Annotated in this window: 14 protein-coding genes; 6 read left to right on the top strand and 8 right to left on the bottom strand. The window is 71.9% G+C overall.

Annotated elements, in window-relative coordinates; translation table 11 throughout:
* Nucleotides 1-164: 164 nt before the first annotated feature.
* The 3 genes from IH61_RS0127680 to rpmB are packed head-to-tail and all read right to left on the bottom strand — an operon-like array spanning nucleotide 165 to nucleotide 1,875.
* Nucleotides 165-1,328 carry a CobW family GTP-binding protein gene (locus IH61_RS0127680; RefSeq protein WP_031074621.1) on the bottom strand — a complete coding sequence of 388 codons (1,164 nt, stop codon included), beginning with the start codon at nucleotides 1,326-1,328 and terminating at the stop codon, nucleotides 165-167.
* A 5-nt stretch (nucleotides 1,329-1,333) separates the two neighbouring features.
* On the bottom strand, nucleotides 1,334-1,639 hold the full coding sequence (gene rpsN, locus IH61_RS0127675; RefSeq protein ID WP_031074620.1) for a 30S ribosomal protein S14: 306 nt from the start codon (nucleotides 1,637-1,639) through the stop codon (nucleotides 1,334-1,336).
* The gene (rpmB, locus tag IH61_RS0127670; protein WP_031074618.1) at nucleotides 1,639-1,875 is read right to left on the bottom strand and encodes a 50S ribosomal protein L28; all 237 of its coding nucleotides are present in this window, start codon (nucleotides 1,873-1,875) and stop codon (nucleotides 1,639-1,641) included. Before rpmB ends, rpsN begins: the two co-directional genes overlap by 1 nt.
* Nucleotides 1,876-2,029: 154 nt before the next feature.
* Between rpmB and rpmG the strand changes: the two genes are divergently transcribed.
* Nucleotides 2,030-2,194: a 50S ribosomal protein L33 gene (gene rpmG, locus IH61_RS0127665; RefSeq protein ID WP_030461239.1), complete on the top strand. Its 165-nt coding sequence runs from the start codon at nucleotides 2,030-2,032 to the stop codon at nucleotides 2,192-2,194.
* A gap of 163 nt (nucleotides 2,195-2,357) precedes the next feature.
* Here rpmG and IH61_RS0127660 read toward each other — a convergent pair whose 3' ends face one another.
* From IH61_RS0127660 to IH61_RS0127650, 3 genes are all read right to left on the bottom strand, one after another.
* A complete protein-coding gene (locus IH61_RS0127660; protein WP_031074616.1) occupies nucleotides 2,358-3,695 on the bottom strand; it encodes an MFS transporter in 1,338 nt (445 codons plus the stop codon).
* The gene (locus tag IH61_RS0127655; protein WP_031074612.1) at nucleotides 3,692-4,354 is read right to left on the bottom strand and encodes an ArsR/SmtB family transcription factor; all 663 of its coding nucleotides are present in this window, start codon (nucleotides 4,352-4,354) and stop codon (nucleotides 3,692-3,694) included. The genes IH61_RS0127660 and IH61_RS0127655 overlap by 4 nt, the downstream gene beginning before the upstream one ends.
* A gap of 118 nt (nucleotides 4,355-4,472) precedes the next feature.
* Complete coding sequence (locus tag IH61_RS0127650) at nucleotides 4,473-4,892, bottom strand: hypothetical protein (protein ID WP_031074609.1); 420 nt, start codon at nucleotides 4,890-4,892, stop codon at nucleotides 4,473-4,475.
* Between the two features lie 242 nt (nucleotides 4,893-5,134).
* Between IH61_RS0127650 and IH61_RS0127645 the strand changes: the two genes are divergently transcribed.
* Nucleotides 5,135-6,199 (top strand): substrate-binding domain-containing protein, encoded by a 1,065-nt coding sequence (locus IH61_RS0127645; protein WP_031074607.1) that lies wholly within the window; start codon nucleotides 5,135-5,137, stop codon nucleotides 6,197-6,199.
* 107 nt (nucleotides 6,200-6,306) lie between these two features.
* On the opposite strand, the gene IH61_RS0127640 is transcribed toward IH61_RS0127645, so the two are convergent.
* Nucleotides 6,307-7,083: a sugar phosphate isomerase/epimerase family protein gene (locus IH61_RS0127640; protein ID WP_031074605.1), complete on the bottom strand. Its 777-nt coding sequence runs from the start codon at nucleotides 7,081-7,083 to the stop codon at nucleotides 6,307-6,309.
* A 2-nt stretch (nucleotides 7,084-7,085) separates the two neighbouring features.
* Nucleotides 7,086-9,032, bottom strand: a complete 1,947-nt coding sequence (locus tag IH61_RS0127635; RefSeq protein WP_031074603.1) for a DUF2264 domain-containing protein — start codon at nucleotides 9,030-9,032, stop codon at nucleotides 7,086-7,088.
* A gap of 310 nt (nucleotides 9,033-9,342) precedes the next feature.
* Here IH61_RS0127635 and IH61_RS0127630 point away from each other — a divergent pair, with 310 nt between their 5' ends.
* The 4 genes from IH61_RS0127630 (at nucleotide 9,343) to IH61_RS0127615 (ending at nucleotide 13,566) form a co-directional block, all read left to right on the top strand.
* A complete protein-coding gene (locus IH61_RS0127630) occupies nucleotides 9,343-10,674 on the top strand; it encodes an ABC transporter substrate-binding protein (RefSeq protein WP_031074601.1) in 1,332 nt (443 codons plus the stop codon).
* 89 nt (nucleotides 10,675-10,763) lie between these two features.
* Nucleotides 10,764-11,633, top strand: coding sequence for a carbohydrate ABC transporter permease (locus IH61_RS0127625; protein ID WP_037973431.1), 870 nt, complete (start codon nucleotides 10,764-10,766; stop codon nucleotides 11,631-11,633).
* Nucleotides 11,630-12,544, top strand: coding sequence for a carbohydrate ABC transporter permease (locus tag IH61_RS0127620; RefSeq protein WP_234327356.1), 915 nt, complete (start codon nucleotides 11,630-11,632; stop codon nucleotides 12,542-12,544). Before IH61_RS0127625 ends, IH61_RS0127620 begins: the two co-directional genes overlap by 4 nt.
* The gene (locus IH61_RS0127615; RefSeq protein WP_031074598.1) at nucleotides 12,541-13,566 is read left to right on the top strand and encodes a hydroxyacid dehydrogenase; all 1,026 of its coding nucleotides are present in this window, start codon (nucleotides 12,541-12,543) and stop codon (nucleotides 13,564-13,566) included. Before IH61_RS0127620 ends, IH61_RS0127615 begins: the two co-directional genes overlap by 4 nt.
* The last annotated feature ends 72 nt before the right edge of the window (nucleotides 13,567-13,638 follow it).

Here is a 13,638-nt window from a genome sequence, read left to right as displayed (position 1 = left end):
GGTGCGTGCATCGGCGGTGCCGAGGAGGGAGCCACTGCGGTGGGGGCACCTCCCAGCCGCCAGGCTGGGGGACAGGTGATGCCCGCCTCGACGAGGGGGTTCGGGGGCGGACGGGCCGGACGGCCGCCGGCAGGGCGCTTGGCCATGGCGGTTCCTCTCTCTGGTCAGGAGACGGGTTCGAGCAGGTCCCCGAAGGCGTCGGGCAGGGCCTTCCAGCCCGCCTCGCCCGCTGTCAGTTCGGCGTCGGTGAGCAGGCAGGAGTCGAGCAGTTCGGTGAGCCCGTCGACGTCCAATCCCTCGGCGGTGAAGACGAGTTGCTGGACGCGGTCGCCGTGTGCGGGGTGCCAGTCGAGGGCTGCGGCCGCCCTGCGGGAGGGCGGGTAGAACTCCCAGGCGGCGTCGGGCAGTCCGGCCAGCCAGGGCCCGCACTCCTCGACGGCCAGGTTCGCCCCGGCCGCGTCCCAGGCGAGCATCAGCTCGGGCCGGTTGGCCAGCCAGAACCGTCCGCGGCTGCGCTGGGCGGCCGGGACGAGCAGTTCCAGCGCCTCGTACAGCCGAACCGGGTGCAGCGGGCGGCGGCGCTCCCACACCAGGGTGGCCACCCCCGCCTCGTCGGCCTGTTGCGGCAGCAGCGCGAGGGCGGGGTTGACCCGGTCCCGGGCGGCCGCGACGTCGAAGCCGCCCAGTGCCGCCCGCAGCAGCTCGCCGGTGCCCAGCAGCACGCGCCGCGCCGTGGGGTGCAGCTGGCGCAGCATCGCGAGGCCCGTCTCCCCGCCACGGGCGACGGCGATCGTGGTGGCGTACTCGATCTGGTGGGCGAGCGCCTCCGCGCGGGTGCGGGTGTCCTCCAGGGAGGTGTGTTCGCCGTGCTCGGCGAGGTCGTCGGGGACGGAGAGTTCGCCGAGCAGCCGGTCCGGGTCGACCGCCACCACCACGCCCGCCAGTTCGACGAACTCCTCCAGCGGACGGCCGTCCACCTCCCCGGCGGCGATCACCTCGACGGCGGGGTGCGGGTCGCTGCCGCCCCACAGTTCGACGACGGCCAGGCCGTGTTGCCCGGCCTGCGCGATCCGCAGCAGTTCGGGCAGCAGGTCCTCGCGCAGGGCGCAGCAGGGGCAGTCGTTCGTCAGCGGGACGTCCGACGCGGCGATGGTGCCGCCGGCGTCGCGCAGTTCGCGGTGGACGGCGCCGTGCGAGGCGTCGCGCAGGTCGTGGTGGAGGACCACGCCGTTGACGCTGCCCTCCAGCAACTCCTGGACGGCGCGGCGGCGTTCGGCCCGGTGCAGACCGGCCACCACGACGACCGGGAGCCTGAGATGCTCGGGCACGGCGCTCACCAGCTCGACTTCCGTACGCCGGGCAGCTGTCCGGCGTGGGCCAGGCTGCGCAGGTTGATCCGGGACAGCCCGAAGGCCCGCTGGTAGCCGCGCGGCCGCCCGTCGACGGCATCGCGGTTACGGACCCGGGTGGCACTCGCGTCGCGCGGCTGCCGGGCCAGCTCGGCCTGCGCGGCGGCGCGCTCGGCGGGGGCCGTGCCCGGGTGGGCGATGATCCGCTTGAGCTCGGCGCGGCGCTCCGCGTACCGGGCGACGGTCGCGCGCCGCTTGTCGTTCTTGGCGATCTTGCTCTGCTTGGCCATCAGACCTTCTCCCCCCGGGCACGGATCCGGGCGACGGCGGCCTCGATGCCGATCACGTCCACGGTCTTCACGCCCTTGGCGCTGAGCGCGAGGCGCACGTACCGGCCCTCGCTGGGCAGCCAGTAGCGCTTGCGCTGGATGTTGGGGTCGAAGCGGCGGCGGGTGCGGCGGTGCGAGTGCGAGATCGCGTTCCCGAACCCCGGCCTGCGGCCGGTCAGTTGGCAGTGGGCGGACATGGGCTACTCCGATGGGCGAGTACGAGGACATGACAGCGGCCCGCCCCTGGCACTCCGTGGCCCGGGCGGCCAGCCCACAGTAGCCTAGATGAAAATGGATTTCATTTGCTATGGTCGCTCCCACCCCACGACCCACGACAAGGAGGTCCTCCACATGGCCCGCAACGAACTGCGCCCGATCATCAAGCTCCGCTCGACCGCCGGGACCGGCTACACGTACGTGACCCGCAAGAACCGCCGCAACGACCCCGACCGGCTGGTCCTGCGCAAGTACGACCCCGTCGTCCGGCAGCACGTCGACTTCCGCGAGGAACGCTGACCGCTCCGGGCACTCCGGGTGCTCCCGGTACTCCGGGTCAGGCGCCGTTGTCGATCACGACGGCGCCGTCCCGGATCACCCGGTCCACGGTGCCGATCGCCGTGATGTCCTCCAGCGGGTTGCCGCAGACGACTTCAGCGGGGGATCGAGGAGAGCCTGAACGTCATGTCGCTACCTTCGCCCTGCCCTGTGAGGCGTCCTCCTCGGAGTGCGGCGTCAGGACGCCCCGCCCACGCCCACGGTCCATCTCGCGCCATTCCGGCCGCAGTCCAGCCAGATTCGTGGTGAGGAAGTACGCGGCGCCGCAGGCGAGCAGCACCGGCACGAGTCCCACAGCGGTCACCACGGACCCGGCGATCAGCCCGCCGAGAGGGATGCCGGCCCAGGCCAGCGAGTCGCCGAGCGCGTTGACCCGGCCCAGCATCCGGCGGGGCACCCGCTCGACGAGGACGGCCCCCAGTACCGGGTTGATGAAGCCGGCACCGAAGCCGCTGACCGCGAAGACGGCCAGTACCACCCCCAGCGGGGCATCGCAGGCGAGGATCAGGAACCTCGGCGCCCCGGCCAGCAGGAACCCGGTGAGGACCACCACCCGCCGCCGCAGCCGGTGCGCGACCACCGCGGCGATCAGGCTCCCGCCGACCGCCGCGGCCCCCATCACGCTGCCCATCAGGCCGATCGCGGTCGGGCCGTCGCCGGACTGCCTGGCCCAGACGGGCACGAGCACCGAGGTGATCGCCGCGTCCAGCAGGTTGGTGATGCCGACCATGACGATGACGGTGAGCAGCAGCGGCTCGCCGCGCAGGAAGGTGAAGCCCTCCCCGAACCGCCGCCAGTAGCCCGGTCCCATCTCCCCGGCCTGCGAGGGAGCTTCCTCGGCCGCGTGCCCCGTGCCGCGAGGCAGCGCGAGTTTGATGATCACCGATCCGAGGGCGAAGCAGCCGGCGTTGACGGCGAGCCCGGTCAGGGGCCCCAGCAGTGCCACCAGGGATCCGCCGACCGCCAGGCCGACGGTGGAGGCGAGCCGCTCGATCACACCGGACAGACCGGTGGCTCGCTCCAGCGGCACCCGGCCGCGCTCGGCCGCCTCCGGGACCATCACCTCCTTGGCCAGGTCGCCGGGTCCCCGGGCGGCGCCGATCAGCGCGACCAGGGCCAGCAGGAGGGGATAGGAGAGCAGGTGCAGGGTGTGGAGCAGGGGAACCGCGGCGGCGGCGGTCGCGCTGGCCAGATCGGTGGTCCAGGAGACGGCCCGCGGGCCGATCCGGTCCACCAGTGGTCCGGTGAACGCCTTGACCACCACGTAGGGAGTCATCTCGCAGAAGGCGACCAGTCCGGTCCGGGTGGCGCTGCCGGTCGTGACGAGGACGAACCAGGGCAGTGCCACCACGGAGATCCGAGTGCCGGTCAGCGACACGGCCATGGCCGCCAGCACACCGCCCAGCGGCCGTAAGGACCTCCTGCCGGGTATGCCGCCGGCCTCCGAGGAGTCGTCCGTCATGACGTCGGGTCTCCTTCCTCCTGAGGACCGGAGGGGAGCGACGACGCGGCGGGCGCATCCAGTTCGGGCAGGATCTGCGTGATCACGGAGACCCGTTCGGCTCCCTCGGGGGCACTCGCCGCCGAATCCGGGTCGTCTCGCCGGTAGCGCGAGATGACCTCCGTCAACTCGCGTTCCAGGGCGGCGGCTTCCTCGGGCGTGAGCCGAAGGGCCCAGTCGCTCATGTCGAAGGTGTTCCGCCATGCGCGGGGCATCGTCTGAAGCCCGTTCAGGGTCTGCTGCGTACGCAGGGTGTAGATGGCGGCGACGGACTGCTGGTAGGCCAGCGCGGCCTCGGGCTCCCGCTCGGCCAGCTCCGGATCGTTGAACCAGGTCGTCCGGTGCACCGAACGCCACCAGCGCTCTCGCGCGTTGCCGCGTCCGGTGTCCTCCTCGACGAACCCGGCCGCACCGAGCTGGCGGAGGTGGTAGCTGGCCGTACCGGAGTTCACGCCCAGCCGCTCCGCGAGGCGGGTGGCCGTCGACGGGCCGTACTTCCGCAGCAGCCCGACCAGCTGCACGCGCACCGGATGCGCCAGGGCACGCAGCCCCTTGGCATCCAGGACAACCGAATCCTCTTCGACGTTCGGGCCGTCCGGCCTCTCCACTGCATCAGCCATGCGGCACACGGTAGTCCGCGAAGAGTTCTTCGCAAAGGGTTCTTCGCAAAGAACTCTTCGCGTTCAGGTCGCACCGGGGCAGGGTCCATCCGGATCATGACCGCCGCCCCCGTCGGTCCTACGCGATTCGGGTGGGTGAGTCCCGCAGGGTGTGGCCGGTGGTGGTGAGCAGGGCGGCCAAGGCGCCGGGGTCGAGGGAACGGGGGGTGCGGAGGAACAGTTCCTCCGTGCCGGGGTGCAGCGACATCAGGGTGATCTCGTGCTCGGCCAGGGTCACAGGGGTGTGGGCGAGCGGCACGGTGCGCACGCGCCACAGGGTGGTCGGGGGCGGGGCGTGCGGGGACCACCAGGCATGCAGGAGGGCTACGGCGAACAGGACGAGAGCTGAACCGGTGAGGACGATCGGGCCGTCGGTGCCGTGCAGGACGACCTTCGCGATCAGGTCGGCGGCGGTCACCGAGAGGAAGGCGGCGGCGAGCTCGACGGTCTGACGACGCCAGCGGCGGGAACGGTGGACGGAAGGCTTCGGCTGCTCCATGGCCTCCACAGTGCCGGGCCGGTGTTTCCTGACCACGAAACACCTGTGACCCGTCGGTTACGGTCCGTCCGGGCGCGTTACGGCCGCAGGTCGCGGGGCGATGAAGCAGCAGCTCGGCTACCAGGTGCTCCGAGCATCGACTGTTTCGATTCCTCTTTCGATCCCGGTCGATCGAGTGATACAACTTGACCTGAGTATCTGACCGCTCGATCCGGGCGTTTCACCACAGGAAGGGGCCCGCCATGTCCGCCACCGCCGAGGAACGCCGAGCGGAGATCCTCGAACTCGTCCGTGAACTCGGTACGGTCCGCGTGGTGGACCTCGCGGAGCGCCTGGGCCTCGCCGCCGTCACCGTCCGCCGGGACGTGGCGGCCCTGGGCGACAGCGGGCAGTTGCGCCGCTCGCACGGAGCCGTCTCGCTGCCCGGCAACGGACCCGTCACCGCCCCGCGCAGCCACGACCGGACGGTCGGCATGCTGGTGCCGACCACCGGCTCCTACTTCGACGAGGTCATCGACGGCGCCCGTTCCGCCGCCGGCGCCGTCGGCGCCCGGCTGATCCTGGGCATCGCGCCGTACGGGTCGCTGGACGACCGCGCCCATGTGGAGCAGCTCCTGGAATCCGGCGTGGACGGCCTGCTGATCACCCCGAACTGGACGCCGGACGGCCCGGTCGGCGGCAGCGCCTGGATCCGCGACCTCCCCGCGCCCACCGTCCTGGTCGAGCGCCGCGCGCCCGCCGACAGCGCCTGCGCCGAGCTGGACTCGGTCAGCTCCGACCACCACCACGGCGTGCTGCTGGCCCTGCGTCACCTGTCCGAGCTCGGCCACCGGTCGGTCATGCTGGCGGCCCGCACGGACACCTGGACGGCACTGCAGGTACGGGCCGGCTACGCCGAGGGCGCCCGGCTGCTCGGCCTGGAACCGCGCCCGCCGATCGACCTGGCCCATCCCGAGGCCGACACCGAGGCCGTCGCCGCGCGGATCGCCGAGGGTGTCGCCGACGGCGTGCGGGCCGTCCTGGTCCACACCGACCAGGACGCCATCCAGCTCGCCTCGATGCTGCGCGCTCGCGGCCTGCGGGTGCCCGACGACCTGGCGATGGTCTCGTACGACGACGTCTTCGCGGCCCTCGCCGCACCGCCGCTGACCGCCGTCGCCCCGCCGAAGCGGGCGGTGGGCGCGGTGGCACTGGAGCTACTGCTCCGCCGCATCGACGACGACAGGTCCGAGCTGCCCGTCCAGCACGTCGAGCTGCTGCCGAAGCTGAAGATCCGCACCTCCTGCGGGGGTACGGACCACAGCTGACGGTCGTCCGTCACGTGCGAAGCGGTCCGGCGCCGCAGCACCTGCGGTCCCGCCCCGGTCGGGCGAGCGGACGCAAACGGTGGCAGCAGGGTCGACGGGACGGAACGTCAGACCAGCCCGACGAGGTAGTCGGCGCCCTCGCCCAACAGCGGGGCCAGTGGGGCCGCGGCCGGGTGCCAGGGCGCCTCGTACTCCCAGGAGACCCAGCACCCGGCCGGCAGCAGGCGCAGGCACTCGGCGATTGGCAGCACACCCGCACCGAGCGGCAGCGGGGTGAGGTCGTGCGCCCCGCCGACGTCCTTGACCTGGACGTGGCCGAGATGCCGGCCGAGTGCCCCGGCCGTCTCCAGCGGGCTCTCACCGGCCAACCAGGTGTGCAGGAGGTCCCAGAGCGCCCCGACGGCCGGATGGCCCACCATGTCCAGGACACGCGCCACGTCGCGCCCGGCGCGGTGCGAGTCGTGGGTCTCCAGCAGGATCCGGACGCCCAGCTCGTGGGCCGTGTCGGCGGCGGCGGCCAGTCGGCGGGCGGCCCGCTCGTCGGCCTCGGCCCGCGGCCCGTCGCCGCCGCACGGGAAGACCCGGACGGAGCGGGCGCCCAGGTCGGCCGCCAGGCGCAGGTGTTCGTACAGGTCGGCGAGCACCGGGTCGTCGTCGCCGGGCGCGGCGACTCCGATGTAGCCGGCCACCGAGAGCGGTGTGATCCCGGCGGCGGCCAGGGCCCGCGCGGCGGCCTTCCGCTCGCCGGCGGTCATCGCGGGGTGCACCGCTTCGCCCGGAGCGCAGCGCAGTTCGAGCCCGCTCCAGCCGTTGTCGGCGGCGAGCCGCAGGACCTCGGCGAGCGGGACGCCCGGCAGGCCCAGGGTGGCGAACGCGAGTCGCACGATCATGCCTCCTCGTGGACGACCGTGACGGCGTCGGCCTCGAGTACGGCCTCGTGCCGGCTGCCGTCCGGCCAGCTCACCCGGACCCGGTTCTCCTCGACCCGCACGTCCGCCGTGGGGAAGGGCCCGGCCTCGGAGCCGGCGAGTCTCCCGGCGGCAAGTCTCGCGGCGGCGACGAGGAGCGCGGGCCCGCTGCCGGTGGCGCCACTCACCACCGGGACGGCGCCGACGGGGCCGAAGGCCGTACCGGTCGGCAGCTCCCGGGTCTCGGCGGCGCGGAAACCGCTGAGGCCCCGCAACACGGAACTCAGCCGCCCGCCGTCGGAGCGGGTGACCGCGGCTTCGGCCCGCAGGCCGGCCGCTTCGGCGGTGACGGCGTCCGCCGCGACCGCCCAACCGCTGTGGCGCAGCTCGGTCCCCGGCGCGGCGCCGGTCACCAGGTGGGCGTGGATCTCCTCCGTGCCGAGGGCGAGGACCAGCGAGGTGACGGTGGTGCCGGGCAGCTCGGCGCCGCCGATCCGGGGCCGGTGCGCGGAGGCGGCCCACCCCTCACCCGCGCCCAGCGGGCGGATCCTGCCGCGTTCACTGAGGCTGCCGTCGACCACCAGGCCGACGTGGTTGTCCGGTACGCCCTCGAAGGTCGGGCCGGTGGCGGTGGAGTGCGCGAGCCGTGCGTAGAGCGGGTTGTCGGGCAGCACCTCCCCGGCGGGCTGGTCGTCGCTGCCGTGGTTGTGCAGCCGGACGATGCCGTCGGCGGCCGTCGACTGGATCAGGAAGCCGGGCCGGGGCAGCGGGACGACCGCGTCGGCGCGTTCGACCGGGGCGGGTTCCTCGACCGACGTCCAGACCGGGTGGTCGGGGGGCAGCAGCAGACCGAGGAACCCCTTGGCGGCCCAGTACGGTGACGCCGGCCCGGAGTAGGGCTGCACGAGCGGGAGGTAGCTGCCGTGCCAGCCCAGGGTGAGCAGGCCGTCCTCGTCGAGCGCGCCGCGGTCGAGGAAGTACCGCAGTGCGCCGGAGGCGAGGCGGCGGGTGGTGCCGGGAGTCAGCGGGGTGTGGCCGGTGAGCGCCCCGGCCCACAGCGGCGCGGCCGCGGCGAACCGGTAGGTGAGGGAGCGGCCCTGGTGCATGGGCGAGCCGTCGGCGCCGAAGGTGCGCGCGTACGGGCCGAGGTGGGAGGCGAGGCGGGGGCCGTACAGGTCCATCAGCCGGGCGTCGCCGGTGAGGTGGGCGTGCAGGACGGGGTAGAGGTGGAAGGCCCAGCCGTTGTAGTGGTCGAAGGCGCGCGGGCGGCCGTCGGTGTACCAGCCGTCGCCGATGTACCACTGCTCGATCTTGGCCAGGCCGCGCTCCACGGCGGCCTGCGCCGAGCCGTCCACGTCCATGCCGGCCTCGACCAGGAATCCGCCGACGGTGAAGGGGAAGAGCCACCAGTTGTTGTCGACCGGGGTGTGGTCCAGGGCGCCGGCCAGCCAGCTGCGGACCTGCTCGCGGGCCCGGTCGTCGAGCCGGTCCCAGAGCCAGGGGCGGGTGAGGCGCAGCGCGAGGGCGATCGAGGCGGCCTCGACCATGGCCTGGCCGCGGTCGCCGATCACCGGCCAGGAGAGCGGGTCGCCGTCGGTCAGCTCGCGCTCGGCGGTGGGGGTACGGGTGCCGGCGAGGAGCCCCTCGGCGTACCGGGGCAGCAGTCCGGTGTGGTCCTCGCCCGCGGCGCCGGCGACGCGGAAGGCGGCCAGCAGGAAGGTGCGGGCATAGCCTTCCAGCCCGTCCGAGCGTGAGCCCGAGACGCTGGGGCGGGGTCCGGGCAGGTTGATCAGTGCGTGCCCGGGGCCCGCGTGGCGTCGGACGGCGTTCAGCATCCTGTCCGCGACCGCCTCCCAGTGGGATCTGGTCAGCCCGGTGTGCGGGCTGAGCGAGCGGTCTTCCTGCGGGCGGGGGATCGATGTCATGGCCGGCGCTCCTTGGTCAGAACGGTGGATCGAATCTAGGGATGACCAGATCAAACGTCAAGCCGATCAGATCAAATGATCTGATATTGCGCTCCACTGGCCCCTATCCAACCAGTTTGTCCAATTTAGCCACTCATTCAGGCCACATCACGGGATCGATATCGATTATTCGATCCCATTCTCTTGACTGTGATCGAAGGCGGTCGCAAGATGACGACATCCGGCCGCCGGTCAGCGAAACGCTCGGCGGTCCGCCTCCCCCTCTTGGACACATCGACCTCCCCCTCCCCCGTTCACCAGGAGCAGAGCCATGACCACTTCCCGTCGCAGCCGCAGAACCCTCCGCATCGCCGCCACCCTGACCGCCGCCGCGCTCTCAGCTCCGCTCCTCGCGGCCTGCGGCAGCAGCGGTGGGCCCGCGAGCAGCGGCCCGGTCTCCATCACCTTCTGGGGCTGGGCCAAGGGCACGCAGGACGTGGTGAACGCCTTCAACGCCTCGCACAAGGACGTCCACGTCGACTTCCAGCAGATCCCGTCCGGCGACGCGGGCGGCTACGCGAAGCTCTCGAACGCGGTCAAGGCCGGCAACGCCCCGGACGTCTTCAACGTCGAGTACAACGCGCTGCCGGACTTCGTCAGCCAGGGCGCGGTCCAGGACATCACCAAGCTGGTGCCGGACAGCCTCAAGGCGAAGTACCTGCCGCAGTGCGTGGAGCTGACCACCCTGGGCCACCGCTCCTGGGCCCTGCCGCAGGACGCCTCTCCGCAGGCGCTCTTCTACCGGAAGGACCTGTTCGCAAAGGCCGGCATCACCACCGCGCCGACGACTTGGGACGAGTACCGCGCGGACGCCCAGAAGCTCAAGCAGTCCAACCCGAACACCCGGATCGGCACCTTCTTCCCGGACGACCCGACCACCGTGGAGGCGCTGGCCTGGCAGAACGACGCACATTGGTTCACCGGGGTCGGCGACACCTGGAGCGTCGCCATCAGCAGCGGCCAGACCAAGCGGGTCACCGACTACTGGCAGCAGCTGGTCTCCGACGACCTGGTCCGCGTCCAGCCCTCCTTCAGCCAGGAGTGGACCGCCTCCCTGCAGAAGGGCGAGACCGCCACCTACCTCGGCGCCGCCTGGGGCGGCGGCGTACTCAAGTCCACCCTCGCCAGCACCCCCGACGCCGCCGGCAAGTGGGCCGTGGCCCCCATCCCGAGCTGGGACGGCAAGCCCGCCAGCGGCATGCTCGGCGGCTCCACCTTCGCCGTCTCCAAGGACAGCAAGAATGCCAAGGCCGCCGTGGAGTTCGCCAGCTGGGCGACCACCACCCCCGAGGGCATCCAGGCCCGCATCGCCTCCGGCACCTCCTCGGTATTCCCCTCCGACCCGGACCTGGTCCCCGGCGCCAAGGCCGCCTTCAACACCGACTTCTACGGCGGCCAGGACATCTACTCCGTCTTCGTCGACGCCGCCAAGTCCATCAAGCCGAACTGGCAGTGGGGCCCGACCATGAGCTCCACCGACAACACGATGAAGGACGCCTTCGGCAGGGTCGGCCAGGGCGGCACCCTCCAGGCGGCCGTCGACGCCGCCCAGCAGAGCACCGTCGCCGAGCTCAAGAACCGCGGGCTCAAGGTCGCCCAGTGACACGCACTCCAGCGACTTCGCCGCGGCACCGCACTACCGTCTCCTCCCGCTCCGCCACCGTCAGGCGGCGCGGGAGGTACGGGGCGCCAGTGGTGCTGCTCACCCCGTTCTTCGTCCTCTTCACCGCCGTCCTGCTGGCCCCGATCGGCTACGCGGTCTACCTGAGCCTGTTCACCGAGCACAGCTCCGGCCTCGGCTTCGGCGGCAGCGAGACCGTCTTCACCGGCCTCGGCAACTACGCGCGGGCCCTCGGCGACGCCGCCTACCGGGACGGGTTCCTCAACATCGCCGCGTACTGCCTGCTCTACATCCCGCTCCTGCTCGTCCTGTCGCTCCTGGTGGCCCTGCTGCTGGACTCGGTCCTCGCCCGGGCCAAGCGCTTCTTCCAGCTGGCCCTCTTCCTGCCGCACGCCGTGCCCGGCATCATCGCCGCGCTGATCTGGACGTACCTCTACACCCCCGGCATCAGCCCGGTGCTCGACGTGCTCGGCTCAGCCGGCGCCCATCTGGACATACTCGGCCATCCGCTGCCCGCCGTGGTCAACATGGCGGTGTGGGAAGCGACCGGCTACAACATGGTCATCCTTTACGCCGCCCTGCAGGCCATCCCCCGCGAGATCCTGGAGGCGGCCGTGGTCGACGGCGCGAGCCCGCTGCGCACCGCACTCAGCATCAAGATCCCGCTGATCCGCGCCTCGATCACGATGGTCGGACTGTTCACCGTCATCGGCTCGCTCCAGCTGTTCACCGAACCGACGATCCTCAGAGGCGCCTCGTCGGCAGTGGACAGCTCCTGGACCCCCAACATGTACGCCTACACCGCAGCGTTCACGCGCAACGACTACGGCCTCGCGGCAGCCTCCTCGGTGCTGCTCGCGCTGGTGGCGGCCGCACTGTCCTTCATCATCACCCGGGCCACCCGCGCCCGCTCCGAGCGCCGACCGGAGGCCCGCGCATGACCATGCCCTCTTCCCCGAAGCGGACCGCCGCGCGCACCAAGCCGCCAACTCCCGCGCCCGGCCACCGCGCGCGGCGGCCCTGGACCCTCTCCAAGGCCGCGGTCAACGGCGCGCTGGTCCTCACCACCCTCTACACCCTGCTGCCGCTCGGCTGGCTGCTCACCGCCGCCGCCAAGAACACCGCCGATCTGCTCGGCGGCAACAGCCTCACCGCGTCCAACTTCCACCTCGGGCAGAACCTCCACGACCTGGCAACCACCGACGGAGGCATCTACGTCCGCTGGTACCTCAACTCCCTGCTCTACGCCGGGATCGGCGCCGCGCTCTGCGCGTTCGTCTGCATCTGCGCCGGCTACGCGTTCGAGGTCTACGCCTTCCGCGGCAAGGAGAAACTGTTCGGCCTGGTGCTACTGGGCGTGCTGGTGCCCACCACCGCGCTCGCGCTGCCGATGTACCTGCTCGCCTCCAAGGTCGGCATCGTCAACACCTTCTGGTCCGTCTTCATCCCCAGCCTGGTCAACCCCTTCGGCGTCTACCTGGCCCGGGTCTTCTGCGCCGGGTACGTGCCCGGCGAGGTCCTGGAGGCCGCCCGCGTGGACGGCGCGAGCGAGCTGCGCACCTTCTGGTCGATCGGCCTGAAGATGGTGATGCCCGGGTTCGTCACGGTGTTCCTTTTCCAGTTCACCGCGATCTGGAACAGCTTCTTCCTGCCGCTGGTCATGCTCTCCAACAACAGGCTCTTCCCGGTCAGCCTCGGTCTGTACGCGTGGAACACGCAGACCCACGCCGAGCCCACCTTCTACCCGCTGGTGGTGACCGGCTCGCTGCTTGCGGTGATCCCGCTGGTCGTCGCCTTCGTCGTACTGCAGCGGCACTGGAAGGCCGGCCTCACCGCAGGCAGCGTCAAATGAGCACCCCTGCCGGACGCCGCCGCCCACGGGCCCTGCTGGCCATGCATCGCCAACTGGCGACCCAGCTGATCGACCAGGACACCCTGGACCGGCTCACCGAGCTCGCCGACCTCGATCCCGCGCTCGTCGTGGACGACTTCACCACCCCCGAAGCCGTCGCCGCCCTCGCTGACACCGAGGTCATCGTCAGCAGCTGGGGCTGCCCGCCGATCGACGAGGCCGTGCTCGCCGCCGCGCCCGGGCTGCGCGCCGTGCTGCACGCGGCGGGCTCGGTCAAGCACCACATCACCGACGCGTGCTGGGAACAGGGCATCCAGGTGACCTCCGCCGCCTGGGCCAACGCGCTGCCGGTGGCCGAGTACACCGTCGCCACCGTGCTGCTCGCCAACAAGCGGGTGCCGCAGATCAGCGCCGACTACCGCGTCCGGCGCAGCGGCTTCGACTGGCAGTCCGAGTACGGGACCATCGGCAACTACCACCGCACGATCGGCATCGTCGGGGCCTCCCAGATCGGCCGCCGGGTGATGGAACTGCTTCGCCCCTACGACCTCGCCCTCCTGCTGCACGACCCGTACATGGACACCGACGAGGCCGCGGCGCTCGGCGCACGGCTGGTCCCGCTCGACGAACTGTGCACGCTGAGCGACGTGGTGAGCGTCCACGCCCCCCAACTCTCCGAGACCCGTCACATGATCAACGGCCGGTTGCTCGCCCTGATGCGGGACGGAGCCACGCTGATCAACACCTCACGCGGCTCGCTGGTCGATCAGGACGCGCTCACCGAGGAGCTCGTCACCGGGCGACTCAACGCCGTCCTCGACGTCACCACGCCCGAGGTCCTGCCCGTCGACTCGCCGCTCTACGACCTGCCCAACGTGCTGCTCACCCCGCACGTCGCCGGCTCGCTCGGCAACGAGCTGCACCGGATGGCGGCGGCCGCGGCGGACGAACTCGCCCGCTACACCGCCGGGCAGCCCTTCGCGCACCCGGTGCTGCCGCGGCACATCCACCGCACCGCCTGACCGAATCGCCTGACCACACCGCCTGACCGCACCGCCAGGTCGGCGCCGCACCCGACCCCGTACCGCAAGAGG

This window comes from Streptomyces sp. NRRL WC-3742, from assembly GCF_000720635.1.
Taxonomy (GTDB): Bacteria; Actinomycetota; Actinomycetes; order Streptomycetales; family Streptomycetaceae; genus Kitasatospora.
This window is presented reverse-complemented; position numbering and strand designations above follow the sequence as displayed.

Coding starts and splice junctions, on each gene's coding strand:
- rpsN (WP_031074620.1), bottom strand. CDS start 1,639: ATGGCCAAGCAGAGCAAGATCGCCAAGAACGACAAGCGGCGCGCGACC.
- rpmB (WP_031074618.1), bottom strand. CDS start 1,875: ATGTCCGCCCACTGCCAACTGACCGGCCGCAGGCCGGGGTTCGGGAAC.
- rpmG (WP_030461239.1), top strand. CDS start 2,030: ATGGCCCGCAACGAACTGCGCCCGATCATCAAGCTCCGCTCGACCGCC.
- IH61_RS0127660 (WP_031074616.1), bottom strand. CDS start 3,695: ATGACGGACGACTCCTCGGAGGCCGGCGGCATACCCGGCAGGAGGTCC.
- IH61_RS0127655 (WP_031074612.1), bottom strand. CDS start 4,354: ATGGCTGATGCAGTGGAGAGGCCGGACGGCCCGAACGTCGAAGAGGAT.
- IH61_RS0127650 (WP_031074609.1), bottom strand. CDS start 4,892: ATGGAGCAGCCGAAGCCTTCCGTCCACCGTTCCCGCCGCTGGCGTCGT.
- IH61_RS0127645 (WP_031074607.1), top strand. CDS start 5,135: ATGTCCGCCACCGCCGAGGAACGCCGAGCGGAGATCCTCGAACTCGTC.
- IH61_RS0127635 (WP_031074603.1), bottom strand. CDS start 9,032: ATGACATCGATCCCCCGCCCGCAGGAAGACCGCTCGCTCAGCCCGCAC.
- IH61_RS0127630 (WP_031074601.1), top strand. CDS start 9,343: ATGACCACTTCCCGTCGCAGCCGCAGAACCCTCCGCATCGCCGCCACC.
- IH61_RS0127620 (WP_234327356.1), top strand. CDS start 11,630: ATGACCATGCCCTCTTCCCCGAAGCGGACCGCCGCGCGCACCAAGCCG.
- IH61_RS0127615 (WP_031074598.1), top strand. CDS start 12,541: ATGAGCACCCCTGCCGGACGCCGCCGCCCACGGGCCCTGCTGGCCATG.